Source organism: Pseudomonas sp. SDO5591_S426, assembly GCF_054070755.1.
Genome location: NZ_JBSVXD010000037.1, coordinates 22,321 through 37,839, shown reverse-complemented (window position 1 = coordinate 37,839; position 15,519 = coordinate 22,321). Strand labels below are relative to the sequence as shown.

Sequence of the window (15,519 nt, the reverse complement as noted above, 5' to 3'; positions counted from 1 at the left end):
GCCTGCGGCAGCTCCTACAGTTGGCGGTGCATGCCACAAAAGCCCGGGAGATGAGATTCAGCTATACCTCTATGAAACGAATAACGTTCACCGTGCTCGAAACAAACGGGTGCGGATGACCGGGATAGAGCCAAGCGATGCAGTTTCTAGACGATAGCCACGGGTGTTCCGGCTGGAGCGGCGAAATGGCCGGGCGCATTCGTGCGTTCGACTGGAGCCGGACCGAGCTGGGTGCTCTTGATTCCTGGACTCGGAGCCTGAGCAGTGCGGTGCAACTGATGCTCGCGTCACCGTTGCCGATGGTGATGCTCTGGGGCCGGCCCGGCTACATGATCTACAACGACACCTATTCGACATTTGCCGGCGGGCGCCATCCTTATCTGTTGGGTTCCCCGGTGGAACTGGGCTGGCCGGAAGTCGCCGAGTTCAACCGGCATGTGGTGGATACGTGCCTGGCCGGGGGAACGTTGTCCTATCGCAACAAAGAGCTGGTGCTGCTGCGCGACGGGGTTCCCGAACAGGTCTGGATGGACCTCTATTACAGCCCGGTTGCCGATGATGACGGACGTCCGGCCGGGGTCATGGCGATGGTGGTCGAAACCACTGAGCGGGTGATTTCCGAGCAACGCCGCCAAACTGCCGAAGATGCCTATCGCGCCGACAACGAACGGGTGCGCCTGGCGCTGAATGCCGGGGCGTTGCTCGGTTCCTTCGTCTGGGACATCAAGGCCAACGTGCTGTCCGGCGATGAGCGTTTTGCTCGTACCTTTTCCTATCCGGCGGGGCAAGACCTGAGCAACTTGTCACAGGCATTCGCCGAAACACGGATCCATCCGGATGACCGCAACTGGGTGCAGGAACGGGTCAAGCTGTCGGTTGAAACCGGCGAGGCCTACAACGTCGAGTACCGCATTCTGCGTCCCGATGGCAGTTATCTGTGGGTGCTGGCCAGCGGTTGTTGCGAGTTCAACGAGCAGGGCGAGGCCTTTCGTTTTCCCGGCGTGTTGATCGACATCCATGAACGCAAGACCGCCGAAGAATCGCTGCTCAGGTTCACCCGCAACCTGGAACAACGGGTGGCCGACGAAGTCGAAGCGCGGCTGGCGGCCGAAGAGCAATTGCGCCAGTCACAGAAGCTCGAAGCCATCGGTGGCCTCACCGGTGGCGTGGCTCACGACTTCAATAACCTGCTGCAAGTGATCGCCGGCAACCTGCACTTGTTGGCCCGGCACGAAGCGGGTAACGCCAACGTGCAGCGTCGGGTCAGCGCTTCCATTGCCGCCGTCGAGCGCGGTGCAAAGCTGTCTTCACAGTTGTTGGCTTTCGCGCGCCGCCAGCCGCTGTCCCCGGCGACTTGTACGCCACAGCAGATCTTCGACGGCCTCGGCGAACTGTTGCAGCGAGCGCTGGGGGAAACCATCCAGGTCAACATGGCCGCCCCCGTTGATTGCTGGCCGGTGTTCGTCGACCGCAATCAACTGGAAAACGCCATCCTCAACCTGGCGATCAACGCCCGCGATGCGATGAAGGGCGAAGGCACCATCGACCTCAGCGCCGACAACATCAGCCTCGATCGCGCGTTTTGCGCAGGCAAAGGCATTGTGGCCGGGGACTATGTGCAGGTCTGTGTGGCTGACACGGGAGTCGGCATGCCGGCGCAAGTACTCGCGCAGGCCTTCGAGCCGTTTTTCACCACCAAACCCGACGGCCAGGGCACGGGGCTGGGGTTGAGCATGGTGTTCGGTTTCGTCAAGCAGAGTGGCGGCCATATCGAGATGTCCAGCGTCGTCGGCGAGGGCACGCGGGTGCAGCTGTATTTCCCCCGCAGCCTGCGTTCCATGGACAGTGAAACAACCATCCCGGACACGCATCAGCGGGGCGGACACGAGCGGGTGCTGGTAGTGGAGGACAACGAAGCGGTGCGTGCTTCGTCGGTGGAGTTGCTGCGTGAAGAGGGCTATCAGGTGCTGACGGCTGGCAACGCCGACATCGCCATGCAAATGCTGCTGGAGGGCGCGCAGGTGGACTTGATCTTCACCGATGTGGTCATGCCCGGCCTGATCAAGAGCTCCGATCTGGTCGCATGGGCCAAAGTGCAAAATCCTCCGGTGGCGGTGCTGTTCACCTCGGGGCATACCCGTGACATTATCTCGCGCAATAACCAGCTCAGCCCGGATACCCATTTGTTGAGCAAACCCTATAGCCCGCAATCGCTGGCTCGAATGATTCGCACAGTGCTCAATGGCTGATCACAAATCCTGTGTAGGAGCTGCCGCGTCTATCCATCAACTTTTGAACAAGGCCGCATGATGACCTTCACCCCTCCCTCCGGCATGGTCAGGGTGCGTGGCGCCCGGGAACACAACCTCAAGAACGTCGACGTCGATATTCCCCGCGACGCCCTGGTGGTGTTCACCGGGGTGTCCGGTTCGGGCAAGTCGTCCCTGGCGTTTTCGACCTTGTACGCTGAAGCACAGCGTCGTTACTTCGAGTCGGTGGCGCCGTATGCGCGGCGGTTGATCGATCAGGTCGGCGTGCCTGACGTGGATTCCATCGAAGGTCTGCCGCCAGCGGTAGCCTTGCAGCAGCAACGGGGCACGCCGAGTACGCGGTCTTCGGTGGGCAGCGTGACGACCTTGTCGAGTTTGATCCGCATGCTGTACTCCCGCGCCGGCAGTTACCCGGCGGGGCAGCCGATGCTGTACGCCGAAGACTTTTCACCGAACACGCCGCAAGGCGCGTGTCCCGAGTGCCATGGTTTGGGCCGGGTGTATGAAGTCACCGAAGCGTTGATGGTGCCGGACCCGAGCCTGACCATCCGTCAGCGCGCGGTCGCCTCATGGCCCTTGGCGTGGCAAGGCCAGAACCTGCGGGACATTCTGGTGACCATGGGCTACGACGTCGATATCCCTTGGCGCGATCTGCCGAAAAAGCAGCGCGACTGGATTCTCTTCACCGAAGAAACCCCGACGGTGCCGGTTTACGCCGGGCTTACGCCGGAAGAAACCCGCGTCGCCCTCAAGCGCAAAATGGAGCCGAGTTACCAAGGCACCTTCACCGGCGCGCGCCGCTACATCCTGCACACGTTCACCCATTCGCAAAGTGCACTGATGAAGAAGCGTGTCTCGCAATTCATGCTGGGCAGTCCTTGCCCGCTGTGCGACGGCAAACGTCTGAAGCGCGAGGCGTTATCGGTGACCTTCGCCGGTTATGACATTGGCGCGTTGTCGCAGATGCCGTTGCTGCAGGTGGCCGAAGTACTGAAACCGGTCGCAGCCCAGCATTACCTTGAAGAAGGTGAAGAGGCGGGCGAAGTGCTGACTCACAACCAGACCCGCGAGGCCCGTGAACAGCGTGTAGCCCACGGCGCCAGCGGCCATGCCAATGCCCCGGATGTGCGGCACACACCGAACCTGTCAGTGGAAAAACGTCTGGCCGCGCAGCGGATCGCCCAGGATTTGCTGGAGCGGGTCAGCACCCTGACCGATCTGGGCCTCGGTTACCTGGCGCTGGAGCGCAGCACGCCAACGCTGTCGTCCGGCGAATTGCAGCGCCTGCGCCTGGCCACGCAGCTGGGGTCGCAATTGTTCGGCGTGATCTACGTGCTGGACGAGCCATCTGCGGGCCTGCACCCGGCAGATGGCGAGGCGCTGTTCGAAGCCTTGCAGCGCTTGAAAGCTGCGGGCAATACCTTGTTTGTGGTCGAGCATGATCTGGAAACCATGCGCCGCGCCGACTGGTTGATCGACGTCGGCCCGGCGGCGGGCGAGCATGGCGGGCGGGTGCTGTACAGCGGCGCGCCAGCCGGGCTGGCTGACGTTGCCGATTCGCAAACCCGCGCCTATCTGTTCGCCGAGCAAGTCAGCCAGCCGCGAGTCAGCCGCAAGGCCAGCGACTGGCTGCGGCTGGAAGGCATCACCCGCAACAACCTGAACAACCTCAGCGTTGAGTTTCCGCTGGGTTGTTTCACAGCGGTGACTGGCGTTTCAGGTTCCGGTAAATCGAGTCTGGTCAGCCAGGCCTTGCTCGAACTGGTCGGCACGCACCTCGGGCGCCCGGTCGCCGAGAGTGACGCGGAAGAACCGAGCCTGGAAGACGATGCGCCGCAAACCAGTGGCGGCCAAGTCACGGCAGGGTTGGCGTCGATCAAGCGTCTTGTGCAAGTCGACCAGAAACCCATCGGCCGCACCCCGCGCTCCAACCTCGCGACCTACACCGGGCTGTTCGACAACGTGCGCAAGCTCTACGCCGCCACGCCCGAGGCGCAGGCGGCGGGCTATGACGCCGGGCAATTTTCCTTCAACGTCGCCAAGGGCCGCTGCGCGACGTGTGAAGGCGAGGGTTTTGTCAGCGTCGAATTGCTGTTCATGCCCAGCGTGTATGCACCATGCCCAACCTGCCATGGCGCGCGCTACAACCCCGAGACGCTGGCGATCACCTGGCAGGGCCGCAACATTGCCCAGGTGCTGCAACTGACCGTGGATCAAGCCGTGGAAGTGTTCGCTGAACAAGCGTCAATCCGTCGCTCGCTGGAGGTGCTGCGCGATATCGGGCTGGGTTATCTGCGCCTCGGTCAACCGGCGACAGAGCTGTCCGGCGGCGAAGCCCAGCGCATCAAACTGGCCACCGAACTGCAACGCAATCAGCGCGGAGCGACGCTGTACGTGCTCGACGAACCGACCACCGGGCTGCATCCGCGGGACGTCGATCGCTTGCTCGAACAGTTGAACAACCTGGTGACGGCAGGGCACACGGTGATCGTCGTCGAACATGAGATGCGCGTGGTGGCGCAGAGTGACTGGGTGATCGACATCGGACCGGGGGCCGGGGATCAGGGTGGCAGGATTGTCGTGGCGGGGACGCCGCAGAAAGTGGCGAAGAGCAAGAAGAGCCGGACGGCGCCGTTTTTGGCCAGGGCTTTGTTGTGAGCTGAATCAAAAGATCGTCCGATCGCGGCCCGAGCCTTCGGACGACCTTTTTGATCTTTCAGGCGCCATCGATCGTACGCCGTACCTTGTCCAGCAGTTCATTGATCTGGAACGGCTTGATCAGCATTTCCATGCCTTCCCCCAGAAACACCTGACGGTTGATCGCGGTTTCGGCGTAGCCGGTCATGAACAGGATCGGCAGTTTGTTGCGCCAGCCTCGGGCGACATCGGCCAGCTCGCGGCCGCTCATGCGTGGCAGGCCGACGTCGGTCAGCAGCAGGTCGATGGTTTGATCATTCTGCAGGCGTTCCAGAGCCCCCTCGATGTCAGCCACTTGTGTGCAGCGGTAACCGGCGTCCACCAGCACTTCAGCCACGAACATGCGCACGGACGGCGTGTCCTCGACGATCAATATGTGTTCGCCGGAGCCTTGCGGATCGACAGCGGTGGGCAACACTTCGCTGGCCGTCGGATCGGAGCTGGCCGGCAGCATGATGGTCACTTCGGTGCCCCGCCGCGCCACGCTGCGGATGTGTGCATCGCCACCGGACTGACGGGCAAAACCATAGATGGTCGACAACCCGAGCCCGGTGCCCTGGCCCAGCGGTTTGGTGGTGAAGAACGGATCGAACACCTTGTCGATCACGCTGTGCTCGATACCGGTGCCGTCGTCGCGCACTGACAACGCGACATACGCGCCATCGGCCAGGTTGGGATCACCATGGGAATAGGCCGCATAGGTGTTGACCCAGATATTGCCGCCCTGGGGCAGGGCATCGCGCGCGTTGATCACCAGATTGAGCACGGCGCTTTCCAGCTGGATCGGGTCGACCAGGGCAATCGCCGCTTTGCTCGTCAATTCAAGTTTCAGGGCAATGCGTTCGCCGATGGTCCGCACCAGCAGTTCTTCAAGGGAGCGGATGTTCTCGTTGATATCAACGGGTCGTGTGTCGAGCGGCTGTTGCCGGGCGAATGCCAGCAGGCGATGGGTCAGGGAGGCTGCGCTCATCGCCGAATTCAACGCCGCTTCGGTGTAGAACTGAACCTTGTCGGTACGCGCATCGGCGACACGTTTCTGGATCAGTTCCAGGCTGGTGATGATGCCGGTGAGCAAATTGTTGAAGTCGTGGGCAATGCCGCCGGTGAGCTTGCCCAATGCGTCCATTTTCTGCACCTGCAACAACTGGGCTTCAGTGCGCACGCGTTCGGCGACTTCCTTGGCCAGTTGAGTGGTGGCGTCGTCCAGCCGCGCCAGGTGCGAGCGCTCGCGGTGGCGGTGCTCGGTGACATCCTCGACAAACACCAGGCTGAGTTCCGGTGAACGGTAGGGCGAGATCTGCCACTCGGTTTCGCGGATTTCGCCCTGGACCCGCATGCTCAAGGTGCCTTTCCAGCGCTCGCCATAGCTCAGGCGCAGGCGCAGTTCGTCGATGATGCCGGGTTGGTCGTCGGCGAAGCACTCGCGCAGCGTGTCAGGCGTGAGGTTGTCCTGAATCAACCGGGAGAAGGCATGGTTGCATTCATGCACCTTGAGCTGGGCATCCAGCACAGCAATGGGCGCCGAGACATTGATGAAAATCTCGCGAAAGCGCGCCTCGCTTTCCCGCAGGGCATTTTCCGTTTCACGCACCCGTAGCAAGGTGCGCAGCGTCGCCAGCAACACGTCCGGGTCCACCGGGTGGATCAGGTAAGCATCGGCGCCGGCATCCAGGCCGGTGATGATGTCGCCGGTCTGGATCGAGGCGGCCGACACGTGGATCACCGGGAGCAGGGCGGTCGCGGGGTCCGAGCGCAGTATGCGGACGATGTCGAAGCCACTCATGTCGGGCAGGTTGACGTCGAGAATCAGTGCCTCGATGGTGACACTGTCGATCAACTCCAGGCCCTCGCTGCCGGTACCGGCTTCGAGCACTTCATAGCCATGACGCTCAAGGCGTCGGCGCAGGGCATAGCGCGTGGCGACGTTGTCGTCGACGATCAGCAGGCGCAGGTCACGTTTCATCGGCAGGCTCCGTGGCGATGGCCAGCGGGATGATCACGAAAAAGGTCGAGCCGGTGCCCGGCGTACTCTGGAGCCCGACTTCGCCACCCAGCAAACCAGCGAAGCGCTTGCACAGGGACAATCCGAGCCCGGTTCCACGCAGGCGCTTTTGCAACGGTGAGTCGACCTGGGAAAAGTCTTCGAACAATGCGCCATGTAGCTCGGCAGCGATACCTATTCCGGTGTCGTTGACGGCAAAGCGCACATGGGAGCTGTTTTCCAGACGCGCCGACACCCGGACTTCTCCACGGGTGGTGAACTTCAGCGAGTTGGAAATGAAATTGCGCAGGATCTGCGCGAGTTTCTTGTCGTCGGTGTACAGCCGAGGCAGTCCCACCGGCTCCTCGAAAATCAGGTCCACGGCGGTTGCATCGACAATTGGCCGAAACATACCGCGCAGTGCTGCGAACAGGTCGAACATGTCGAACCACGCCGGGGAAATGGTGATGCGCCCGGCTTCGATCTTCGCCAGGTCCAGCAGATCGTCGACCATATCGCTCAGCTCACGGGCGGAACCGCTGACGAAGGCCACTTGTTTGTGCTGTTCGGGGCTCAATGGCCCGTCGAGTTCATCGGTCAACAGGCTGGCGATGCTCAGGATCGAGCCCAACGGGGTGCGAAATTCATGGCTCATGTAGGAAAGAAAGCGACTTTTCAGGTCCGAGGCCTGACGCAATTGTTCGGCCTGGGTGTCGAGTTCCGCATACAGCGCCAGTACACCCTGATTGGTTTCATCCAGCTCCGCGCGCAGGGCCTCGGCTTCGTTTTGCAGCCGGGCGATCAGCGCCGCTTGTTCGTCAGTCTGACTCATCGGTGCTTCAGGCATGGGCGGCCTCCAGAGCAATGACCAACACCGTGACATCGTCCCGTCCACGACAGAAATCACGGTGCAGAATGGCGGCGATCACGGCGGGATGGCGGTGCACCAGACCGGGATAATCCTGCAGGTTCCAGCGCGATTGCAGGCCGTCGCTGTACATGATCAACAGCTGTCCGCTCACTTGAGCATAGTCAAAGGCCTGAGCCTTTCGATACTGGCCGCCGACGATGCCGGGATGGGAGGCCAGACCCCGGGACTTGTCCGCTGCAATGACGCAGGCGCCGATATTGCCGATACCGACGAATTTCAGTGCGTCGCCGTCAAATTGCGCGACGGCCACTGCACCGCCACGGGTACCGGTCATGGCGTGATGCATCTCCTCCAGTGCCAGCACCGGTGACGCGAAGGGCGACAGTGCGAAGGCTTTCTCGCCGGCGCGGGCAGCCCGCTCGGCTTCTTCTCCATGGCCCAGGCCGTCGATCACCAGCACGCTGATGCGTGGTCCGTCGAACGCCAGGTGCCAGACATCGCCGCAGGCCGGGTCGTTGCGCAACGAATGCTGGCTGATGCCAATGCGTCGATCCGTAGCCTTGTCCTGGCGCGGATACAAGCGTGCCAGCAACACGGCACCTCGGGAATCGGCGTAGACGTCGAACACTTCGGTCTGACGCGACACGGCGCCCAGCCCGATGCCCTGAGTTCCGCCAGTGGAGAATCCATCGGTCAGGCACGCCTGCAAATCGAAGCCTTGGGCGCGGTCGACGGCAAGCATTTCGATGCCGGCGCCGTTTGCACGAGGCAACACTCGCAAGTGCAGCTCGCCATGGCTGGCGTGTTTGAGAATATTGCTGGCCAGTTCGGTGGCAACCAGCGCCACGCGCCCGGCATCCGTGATGTCGAAGCCGTTTGTTTCCGCCAGTTGCTGCGCGGTTCGCCGGGCGTGACCGATCTGACTGCTGTCTTCGATCACCAGCACTTGCGTCAGTGAACTGCCAATGTTCATGTCCATTTGGTGATCGTTATGCGAGTGCCCTGGCCAGGCGCGGTGTCGAGTTCGAACTCGTCCACCAGACGTTTGGCACCGGTCAGGCCCAGGCCAAGGCCGCTGCCGGAGGTCCAGCCGTCGGTCATCGCCAGTTTGATGTCGGGGATGCCGGGGCCTTCGTCGCGAAACACCAGGCGCAGGCCGCAACGGGCCTGGTCGTCGAGGATCTGCCAGTCCATGTCGCCACCACCGCCGTACACCATGGTGTTGCGCGCCAGTTCGCTGACGGCGGTTACCAGTTTGGTCAGGTCGATCAGGCGCATGCCGCATTCCTGGGCTAGCTTGCGCGCCAGTTGCCGAGCCAGGACCACATCCTGCTCGATATGAATCGGATGAGAGCCACTGCTGCGTACGTTCATTGGTCACGTACTCGATCCTGAAGCAGTTTCATCCCGCGCTCCACATTCAATGCGGTACTGACCCCCGGCAGCGTCAGGCCAAGCTCTACCAGGGTGATGGCTACCGCCGGTTGCATGCCGACCAGCACCGTCTGCGCGTCCATGATTTTCGAGAGTCCGGAAATGGTCCCGATCATCCGGCCGATGAACGAGTCGACCATGTCCAGCGCAGAGATATCAATCAGCACGCCACGGGCGGAAGTTCGGCTGATCCGCTCGGACAAGTCGTCCTGTAGGGTCAGGGCCAACTGGTCATGCATGTCGACCTGGATCGTCACCAGCAGGAAGTCACCCATCTGCAATATCGGAATGCGCTCCATGGGCTCATACCGCCTTGCTGATGGTCAGTCCCAACCGGGTCAGGGCCAGTTTCAGGGCATCGGCCAGATTGGCCTTGGTGACGACGCCTTGCAGGTCGAGGCCTAAATGCACGATGGTCTGGGCAATCTGCGGGCGCACGCCGCTGATGATGCAATCGGCGCCCATCAGGCGAATGGCGGTGACGGTCTTGAGCAGGTGCTGCGCCACCAGCGTATCGACGGTCGGCACGCCGGTGATGTCGATAATGGCGATTTCCGATCCGGTGTCGACGATCCGCTGCAACAGCGATTCCATCACCACTTGAGTGCGTTGCGAATCCAGCGTGCCGATCATCGGCAGCGCCAGTACGCCGTCCCAGAGCTTGACCACCGGGGTCGACAGTTCCAGCAGTTCTTCCTGTTGGCGTTTGATCACCGCTTCACGGGATTTCTGGAAGGTGCGGATGGTGTGCATGCCGAGGGCATCGAGCAGTTCGGAGATTTCCCAAAGCTGTTCGGCCAACAGCGCCGGACTGTCCTGATAGTGATTTTGCAGCAGCGCAAACAACGGGCCTTTCAAGGCGAAGATAAAACTGGCGGTTTGCTGAGAGTCCTGGCCGAGCAGGGCACGGCTATGGGAGAGCTTTTCCAGAAACTGGCGAATCTCGTCCCAGCCAGAGGTCGCCACATTTTGGCCGTTGCCGTTTTCCAGGCCGGTGACAATCAGCTGCAGGAAGTCTGCGGTCTGTTGCTTTAGATCCTGCTCCTTGAGGTTGCGCGTGGAACCGCTGGCCTCCAGGTTGTTGGTCCATTCGGCAAGCAGTTGTGCCTGGTTCTTCTTCATCGCATCGAGTGTGCTGGATTGCAGTGCCGCCATGAGACTTGACTCCTTGTAGTGTAGGCGCCGACTCCCCAAGAAATGACCGGCGCCAATCAGTGACATTTGCCGGATGAAATAGTTGTTCGCTTTCGAGAGCATTTTTCATCCGCTGCACATGGACTGTAGTCGGCGCCGGTTCTGACGGCGGCTTTTCATTGCAAATCAGCGGTCCGAGGGAACCCTGCCGGCCAGGCGACTTCGAAACCTCAAGGCTCGACTATTCCGGCCGCGCACATGCAGTGACGAGCGAGGTAGCCATGAAAGACCAAACGATGACACCGCAAAGGGATCGAGCGCAGAGCGAAAACCCTGGCAAACCCCTGGAAAGCACCCCGGAGCCGCAAAGCGGTGATGAGACGGTTGATCAAAAGAACCGCCATACCGACAACGACAATGAGTTCAGCCCCGGCTTCAAGCCCAATCCAGATCGACCCAAGCCCAGTGATGACACCGATGCCGATATCGATACCGATGGCGGTTAGGTGATCCTCAAACACGAAAGCCGCATCCTGGATGCGGCTTTTGCATTGGCAGCGTGATTATTTGCTCGGATGCGCGGCCTGGAGTTTTTTCGCCATATCCAGATGTTTTTCCAGACCCGGCAGCATTTTCTGCGCAAAGCCTTTGAGTTCCACCGCGCCTTTGGTTTTGTCGTCCGTCACGGTGTTGGCTTCTTTCTTGAACAGCTCAATGGCTTCTTCGTGAGCCTTGACCTGATTGTTGGCATACGCCGCATCGAAGGATTCGTCACGCATGTCGAGGATCTTTTCCTTGGCCTGCTTCACCAGCGTCGTGCTGTCCGGCACTTCGATGTCGTTCTTTTTCGCGATGGTCGCCAGTTCGTCGTTGGCCTTGCCATGATCGGTAATCATCATGTTGGCGAACGCCTTGATGTCCGCCGATTGGCTTTTTTCGAGGGCCAGCCGACTGGCCTCGATTTCGGCGATGCCGCCGGCAGCGGCCTTGTCGACAAAATCATTGGAAGTCGCGGCAAATGCCGCACCCATCATGCCAGTGCTCAAAGCAACGGCCATAGCGAGGTGGCGCAGGTTAAATCCGTCCATTGGTGTTTCTCCACGCAGATGATCACGGTGATCGTTAACCAGTGGAGGCCGGCGACTGGGGAAAGGTTTTATCGCATTTACCGGAGGACGACGAATGGACACCGCTGGTCTGACAGATGGTCGACAGAACCGGCTAACCGAGGCCATTCTGATAGTTGGCGAGCGCAATCTGTCGCGTTTGCTACCGATCAACAAACGGAGGTGTTCCATGCCGGTGTCCCATGACCTTTATCAGGACCTGAGTTGCACAAAGGAAGAAATCCAGCAGAAACGCACCAAGGATCCGTTATTGGATTCGCTGATCAACAAGTATTCCCTGGCAGATGCCGAGGTGGTGAAGGCGGAGCAAGCCAAATCCAGCGATGACGCGGTGACAAAGCTCAAGGCGAAGCGCCTGGAGGTCAAGGACAAGATCGTCAAACAACTGCAGTCGCCGTCCTGACCCCTGGTCATGAGTCACCGACGACCGGTGACTGAAAAGTTGGAACGGCGATAAGAACCGGCACCTCGAATGTTCAGAACCCGACAAGACGGGCGGCAGGCGAGGTGCCTCATGAAACAGAAATATCCCAGCGAAGAGCAGGGTGGCTTCGACCCGATGCCAACCCATCCACAACCGTTGAGCCCGGCCCATACCACTGAACATCCTGAAGAAGAACCGGGTATTGATGATGTGCCGGAGGACGAGGGTATCGACTCCGATTTGAATTGAACCCAGCGCACTGCACCCTGTGGGAGCTAGCCTGCTAGCGATAACAGTCTGTCAGTTGATCAACAGGTGTCTGACACTCCGCTATCGCTAGCAGGCTAGCTCCCACAAGGTTTTGTGGTGTTTATTGCATGGCCGTACTGAGCGGCAATCGCGCCATGTTTTTCGCTTTCAACGAACCGAAATACAACCAGTCGCCATACTCACGCACTGTCGTGATCGGGGAATAATTGCCGTCGCTACCGTCCTGCAGATTGGCGATGACTTTGCCCTCAACATCCAGCCCCAACGCAAAGGCGCGTTTTTCTACCGGTTTGGGCAGGACGGTCATGGCCCGCACGATCATCTTGCGAACGAATGGGTGCTCCGCCGTGGCATCCAGCAAGGCATTGCGCGGTGCATACAAGGCGACCCAGAAGCGGTCGCGGCCGTTGAATGACAGGTTGTCCGGCAAACCGGGCAGGTTATCGATAAACACATCGTGGGTGCCGGCTTTCGGTCCGCTCAGCCAGTAGCGACTGATGCGATAGGCGCCGGTTTCGTTGACCAGCACAAAGGCATCGTCCGGCCCCAGCGTGACGCCGTTGGCAAACTCCAGCTTATCCAGCAACACCGAAGTCTTGCCGGTCTGGAAGTCGTAACGCAGCAAACGACCGTCGCCACCGTGCTCGATGATCGCCTCGCCGTCCTTGCCGTAGCCGAAGCGACTGGAAGCGTCGCTGAAATAGGCGTAGTGACCGGGTTTGTCGATGGCCACGTCGTCGGTAAAACCGAAGGGCACGCCGTTGGCTTCGGTAGTCATCGCTACCAGTCGACCCTGAGCGTCGAGCGACAGCAAACCCTTGACCGCATCGGCGATCACCAGCAAGCCATTGGGATGACGGGCCAGCCCCAACGGCCGACCACCGGTGTCGGCCAAAACTTTGGTGACCTTGCCGTCGAGACTGGTGCGGATCAGCCGGCCGTCATGCAAGCCGGTGATCAGCGTATCGTTTTCCAGCAGTAGCGCTTCCGGGCCGTCGATGTCTGCGGCGCCGACCCGTTCCACGCCCTTGAGTCGCGTGTTATCGGCATAAACGCCGCTGGTGAGGGAGGGCGCGGGCGGTGGCGTCCAGGCCACCGGTTGCACTTTGGTCGGCATCAGCAGCAGGAATGCGCCGATGGCGATGATCACCAGCAGCAGCCAATGGCGCAACCTGATGAATCGACTCACGCATTGACTCCCGATTGCGCCAGATGCTTTTGCGCCATTTCGCGCAGGGCCAGCATCGATTCGGCCGACTCGCGATCGATTCGCCGCTTGAGCAGCAGTGCGTTGGCCATGCGCATTCCCAGGCCACTGAACTGGTATTCAAGGGTGCGGACGAACCGCGTGCCATTGCCCTCGGCCGCGCATTCGTAAGTCACCACCAACGACAGACCATGATCGCCATCGGCCCGGGCACTCCAGCGCCGCCCCGGCAAATACTCGTCGACCACCCAGCTCAAATGCCCGTCGCGGCCACCGGCGCGAATGTCCTCTTCGAACCGCGCGCCGGCATGCAGTGAGCCCTTCTGGCCATTGATCTTGAGCGACGATGGATGCCATTCCGGCCAACGGGTCACGGTGCTGGCGTAGGCGAGTACGTCGATGGGGGTTCCGGCAATCTCGATCTGATGCTGCATGCGGGTCATGGGCGTTCTCGTCAGGTACGGGGTGGCGTGTTCCGGTTCCCAGTAGAGGGTGCCGAACAGGTAATCCATCAACGGAAAAACGATGTTGAAATTGCGCTCCTGCATCATCTCGCGCCGGTGATGCAGCTCATGCAGGCGACGCATCTGGCGAATCCACGGCAGGCGCGTCAACGGATTGTGCGGCGGCAGATGTTCACAGGCGTGAAACACCTCATAGGCCAGGTAACCGAGCACCAGGCAACCGCCGACCAGCCCGGCGACATTGGCATCGAACTGCTTGAGCAACCACCAGATCGGCAGGCTGATGACCAGTGTGTGCAACACGATCAGCCAGGCCGGAAACAGGATCACCCGCCAGTCACGGGCGCTGTCATAGGTCATGTGCCCGGGGGCGAAAAAACTGTGATGGTCACCGGCGTGACGCGCATAGAACATTCGCGCGAAGGCTTTTTTGTGATGGCCCAGGTGCCGATGCACCATGTAAATGCCGAGGTTGAAAAGCAGCAAAGTCAGCGGCACCGCCAGCCACTCCAGCGGTTGCACCTGCTGCACGGTGCTCCAGAATGCGGCGATGGCCAACAGGCCGAACAACAGCACAAAGGTGCCGTGCAGCCACGGGTTGTAGAGCGGATGGATGTTGGCGCGGTAACGGCTGCGGAATGCTTCGGTGGTCTGCCTCACTGCAATCACCTGTCGTTATTGTTATCTCCAGCAGATTAGACGATTCCGGCGTTTTGGCGGGCCGAACCTTGAGGACACAACTGCCATGATCCGGTGCAAAGCGGATTCAGGTCAGCGGGTTCCAGCGTTGCGACCAGTCATCATCGGACCGGATTACTTCGCGCAATAGATCGAAGGCCCGCTGCAGGGTTTCCGAGTCGCGATCGCGGGAATAAACCAGGTAGGTCGGGTAGCTGAATTCCGGGGCCTTGGGCACTTGCTCAAGCACGCCGCTTTCCAGGTAGCTCTGCACGACGCGGGTGCGGAAGTAGCCGCTGCCGCCATTCTCCAGAATGTACTGCAAGGCCAGTGGACCGAGGTTGAAACTCAGGGCAGCCTTGGCTTTTTCCGGCAACGCGGCATCGTGTTGGCGACGGAAATCCGGGCCCCAGTCGATGTACACGTAAGGATCGGGGTGACCGGGTAACCGTACAAGGATGAGTTTCTCTTCCAGAATCTGCTCGACTTGCAGGCGTGGCCAATACTCGGGTTGATAGACCAGCGCCGCATCCAGAACCCCCAGTTCCAGTTGGCGCAGCAGGTTTTCGCCGTCGCGGATCTCCATGCGCAAGGCATGACTGGGGATTTTCTCTCGCAACTCGCCGGCCCAACTGAGCATCAGCGGGTTGCACAGACTGACCTCGCCACCAATGTGCAACACATCGTGGTAACCCTCGGGCAACGGTAAGTCCCGTCGCGCCGCTTCCCAGGTTTCCACCAGTTGATTGGCGTACACCACGAAGGCCTCGCCATTGGGCGTCAGCCGCGCCCCGGCACGGTTACGCACGAACAGGGTGCTGCCCAACTGGCTTTCGAGTTTCTGCACCCGTGCGGTGATCGCGGTCTGGGTGACGTGGAGTTTCTCGGCGGCGGCTGCAAGGCTGCCGTGGCGGACGATTTCCAGGAAGGTGCGGGCGAGGTCGATGTCCATGGGGTGGCCG

General features: G+C 60.7%; 15 protein-coding genes. 5 read left to right on the top strand and 10 right to left on the bottom strand.

Going from position 1 to position 15,519, the window contains the following annotated elements:
- Positions 1 to 137: 137 nt before the first annotated feature.
- Together ACW9JC_RS10710 and uvrA are read left to right on the top strand one after the other, a co-directional pair.
- On the top strand, positions 138 to 2,249 hold the full coding sequence (locus ACW9JC_RS10710) for an ATP-binding protein (protein ID WP_457454973.1): 2,112 nt from the start codon (positions 138 to 140) through the stop codon (positions 2,247 to 2,249).
- Positions 2,250 to 2,309: 60 nt separating this feature from the next.
- A complete protein-coding gene (gene uvrA / locus ACW9JC_RS10705) occupies positions 2,310 to 4,928 on the top strand; it encodes an excinuclease ABC subunit UvrA (protein WP_457454972.1) in 2,619 nt (872 codons plus the stop codon).
- A gap of 58 nt (positions 4,929 to 4,986) precedes the next feature.
- On the opposite strand, the gene ACW9JC_RS10700 is transcribed toward uvrA, so the two are convergent.
- Genes ACW9JC_RS10700 through ACW9JC_RS10675 form a run of 6 tightly spaced genes read right to left on the bottom strand, consistent with a single transcriptional unit; the run spans position 4,987 to position 10,408 of the window.
- Positions 4,987 to 6,930: a response regulator gene (locus ACW9JC_RS10700; RefSeq protein ID WP_338581104.1), complete on the bottom strand. Its 1,944-nt coding sequence runs from the start codon at positions 6,928 to 6,930 to the stop codon at positions 4,987 to 4,989.
- On the bottom strand, positions 6,920 to 7,795 hold the full coding sequence (locus tag ACW9JC_RS10695) for a sensor histidine kinase (protein WP_448107670.1): 876 nt from the start codon (positions 7,793 to 7,795) through the stop codon (positions 6,920 to 6,922). The genes ACW9JC_RS10700 and ACW9JC_RS10695 overlap by 11 nt, the downstream gene beginning before the upstream one ends.
- Complete coding sequence (locus tag ACW9JC_RS10690) at positions 7,788 to 8,792, bottom strand: ATP-binding protein (RefSeq protein ID WP_457454974.1); 1,005 nt, start codon at positions 8,790 to 8,792, stop codon at positions 7,788 to 7,790. The genes ACW9JC_RS10695 and ACW9JC_RS10690 overlap by 8 nt, the downstream gene beginning before the upstream one ends.
- Positions 8,789 to 9,193 (bottom strand): anti-sigma regulatory factor, encoded by a 405-nt coding sequence (locus ACW9JC_RS10685; protein WP_457454971.1) that lies wholly within the window; start codon positions 9,191 to 9,193, stop codon positions 8,789 to 8,791. Before ACW9JC_RS10685 ends, ACW9JC_RS10690 begins: the two co-directional genes overlap by 4 nt.
- Positions 9,190 to 9,552 carry an STAS domain-containing protein gene (locus ACW9JC_RS10680; RefSeq protein ID WP_338581101.1) on the bottom strand — a complete coding sequence of 121 codons (363 nt, stop codon included), beginning with the start codon at positions 9,550 to 9,552 and terminating at the stop codon, positions 9,190 to 9,192. The genes ACW9JC_RS10685 and ACW9JC_RS10680 overlap by 4 nt, the downstream gene beginning before the upstream one ends.
- 4 nt (positions 9,553 to 9,556) lie before the next feature.
- Positions 9,557 to 10,408 (bottom strand): STAS domain-containing protein, encoded by an 852-nt coding sequence (locus ACW9JC_RS10675; RefSeq protein ID WP_457454970.1) that lies wholly within the window; start codon positions 10,406 to 10,408, stop codon positions 9,557 to 9,559.
- A gap of 260 nt (positions 10,409 to 10,668) precedes the next feature.
- Between ACW9JC_RS10675 and ACW9JC_RS10670 the strand changes: the two genes are divergently transcribed.
- Entirely contained in the window at positions 10,669 to 10,893 is a 225-nt protein-coding gene (locus tag ACW9JC_RS10670) for a hypothetical protein (RefSeq protein ID WP_457454969.1), read from the top strand.
- Between the two features lie 57 nt (positions 10,894 to 10,950).
- Here ACW9JC_RS10670 and ACW9JC_RS10665 read toward each other — a convergent pair whose 3' ends face one another.
- A complete protein-coding gene (locus tag ACW9JC_RS10665; protein ID WP_457454968.1) occupies positions 10,951 to 11,475 on the bottom strand; it encodes a DUF4142 domain-containing protein in 525 nt (174 codons plus the stop codon).
- Between the two features lie 208 nt (positions 11,476 to 11,683).
- On the opposite strand from ACW9JC_RS10665, the gene ACW9JC_RS10660 reads away from it, so the two are divergent.
- Together ACW9JC_RS10660 and ACW9JC_RS10655 are read left to right on the top strand one after the other, a co-directional pair.
- Positions 11,684 to 11,917, top strand: a complete 234-nt coding sequence (locus ACW9JC_RS10660; protein WP_150700636.1) for a DUF465 domain-containing protein — start codon at positions 11,684 to 11,686, stop codon at positions 11,915 to 11,917.
- A 111-nt stretch (positions 11,918 to 12,028) separates the two neighbouring features.
- Positions 12,029 to 12,187, top strand: a complete 159-nt coding sequence (locus ACW9JC_RS10655; protein WP_416126427.1) for a hypothetical protein — start codon at positions 12,029 to 12,031, stop codon at positions 12,185 to 12,187.
- A gap of 121 nt (positions 12,188 to 12,308) precedes the next feature.
- Here the strand turns inward: ACW9JC_RS10655 and ACW9JC_RS10650 are convergent, their stop codons facing one another.
- The 3 genes from ACW9JC_RS10650 to ACW9JC_RS10640 form a co-directional block, all read right to left on the bottom strand.
- Entirely contained in the window at positions 12,309 to 13,397 is a 1,089-nt protein-coding gene (locus ACW9JC_RS10650; protein WP_457454967.1) for an SMP-30/gluconolactonase/LRE family protein, read from the bottom strand.
- On the bottom strand, positions 13,394 to 14,539 hold the full coding sequence (locus ACW9JC_RS10645) for a sterol desaturase/SRPBCC family protein (protein ID WP_457454966.1): 1,146 nt from the start codon (positions 14,537 to 14,539) through the stop codon (positions 13,394 to 13,396). Before ACW9JC_RS10645 ends, ACW9JC_RS10650 begins: the two co-directional genes overlap by 4 nt.
- 106 nt (positions 14,540 to 14,645) lie before the next feature.
- Positions 14,646 to 15,509 (bottom strand): LysR family transcriptional regulator, encoded by an 864-nt coding sequence (locus tag ACW9JC_RS10640; protein ID WP_338581092.1) that lies wholly within the window; start codon positions 15,507 to 15,509, stop codon positions 14,646 to 14,648.
- Positions 15,510 to 15,519: the final 10 nt, after the last annotated feature.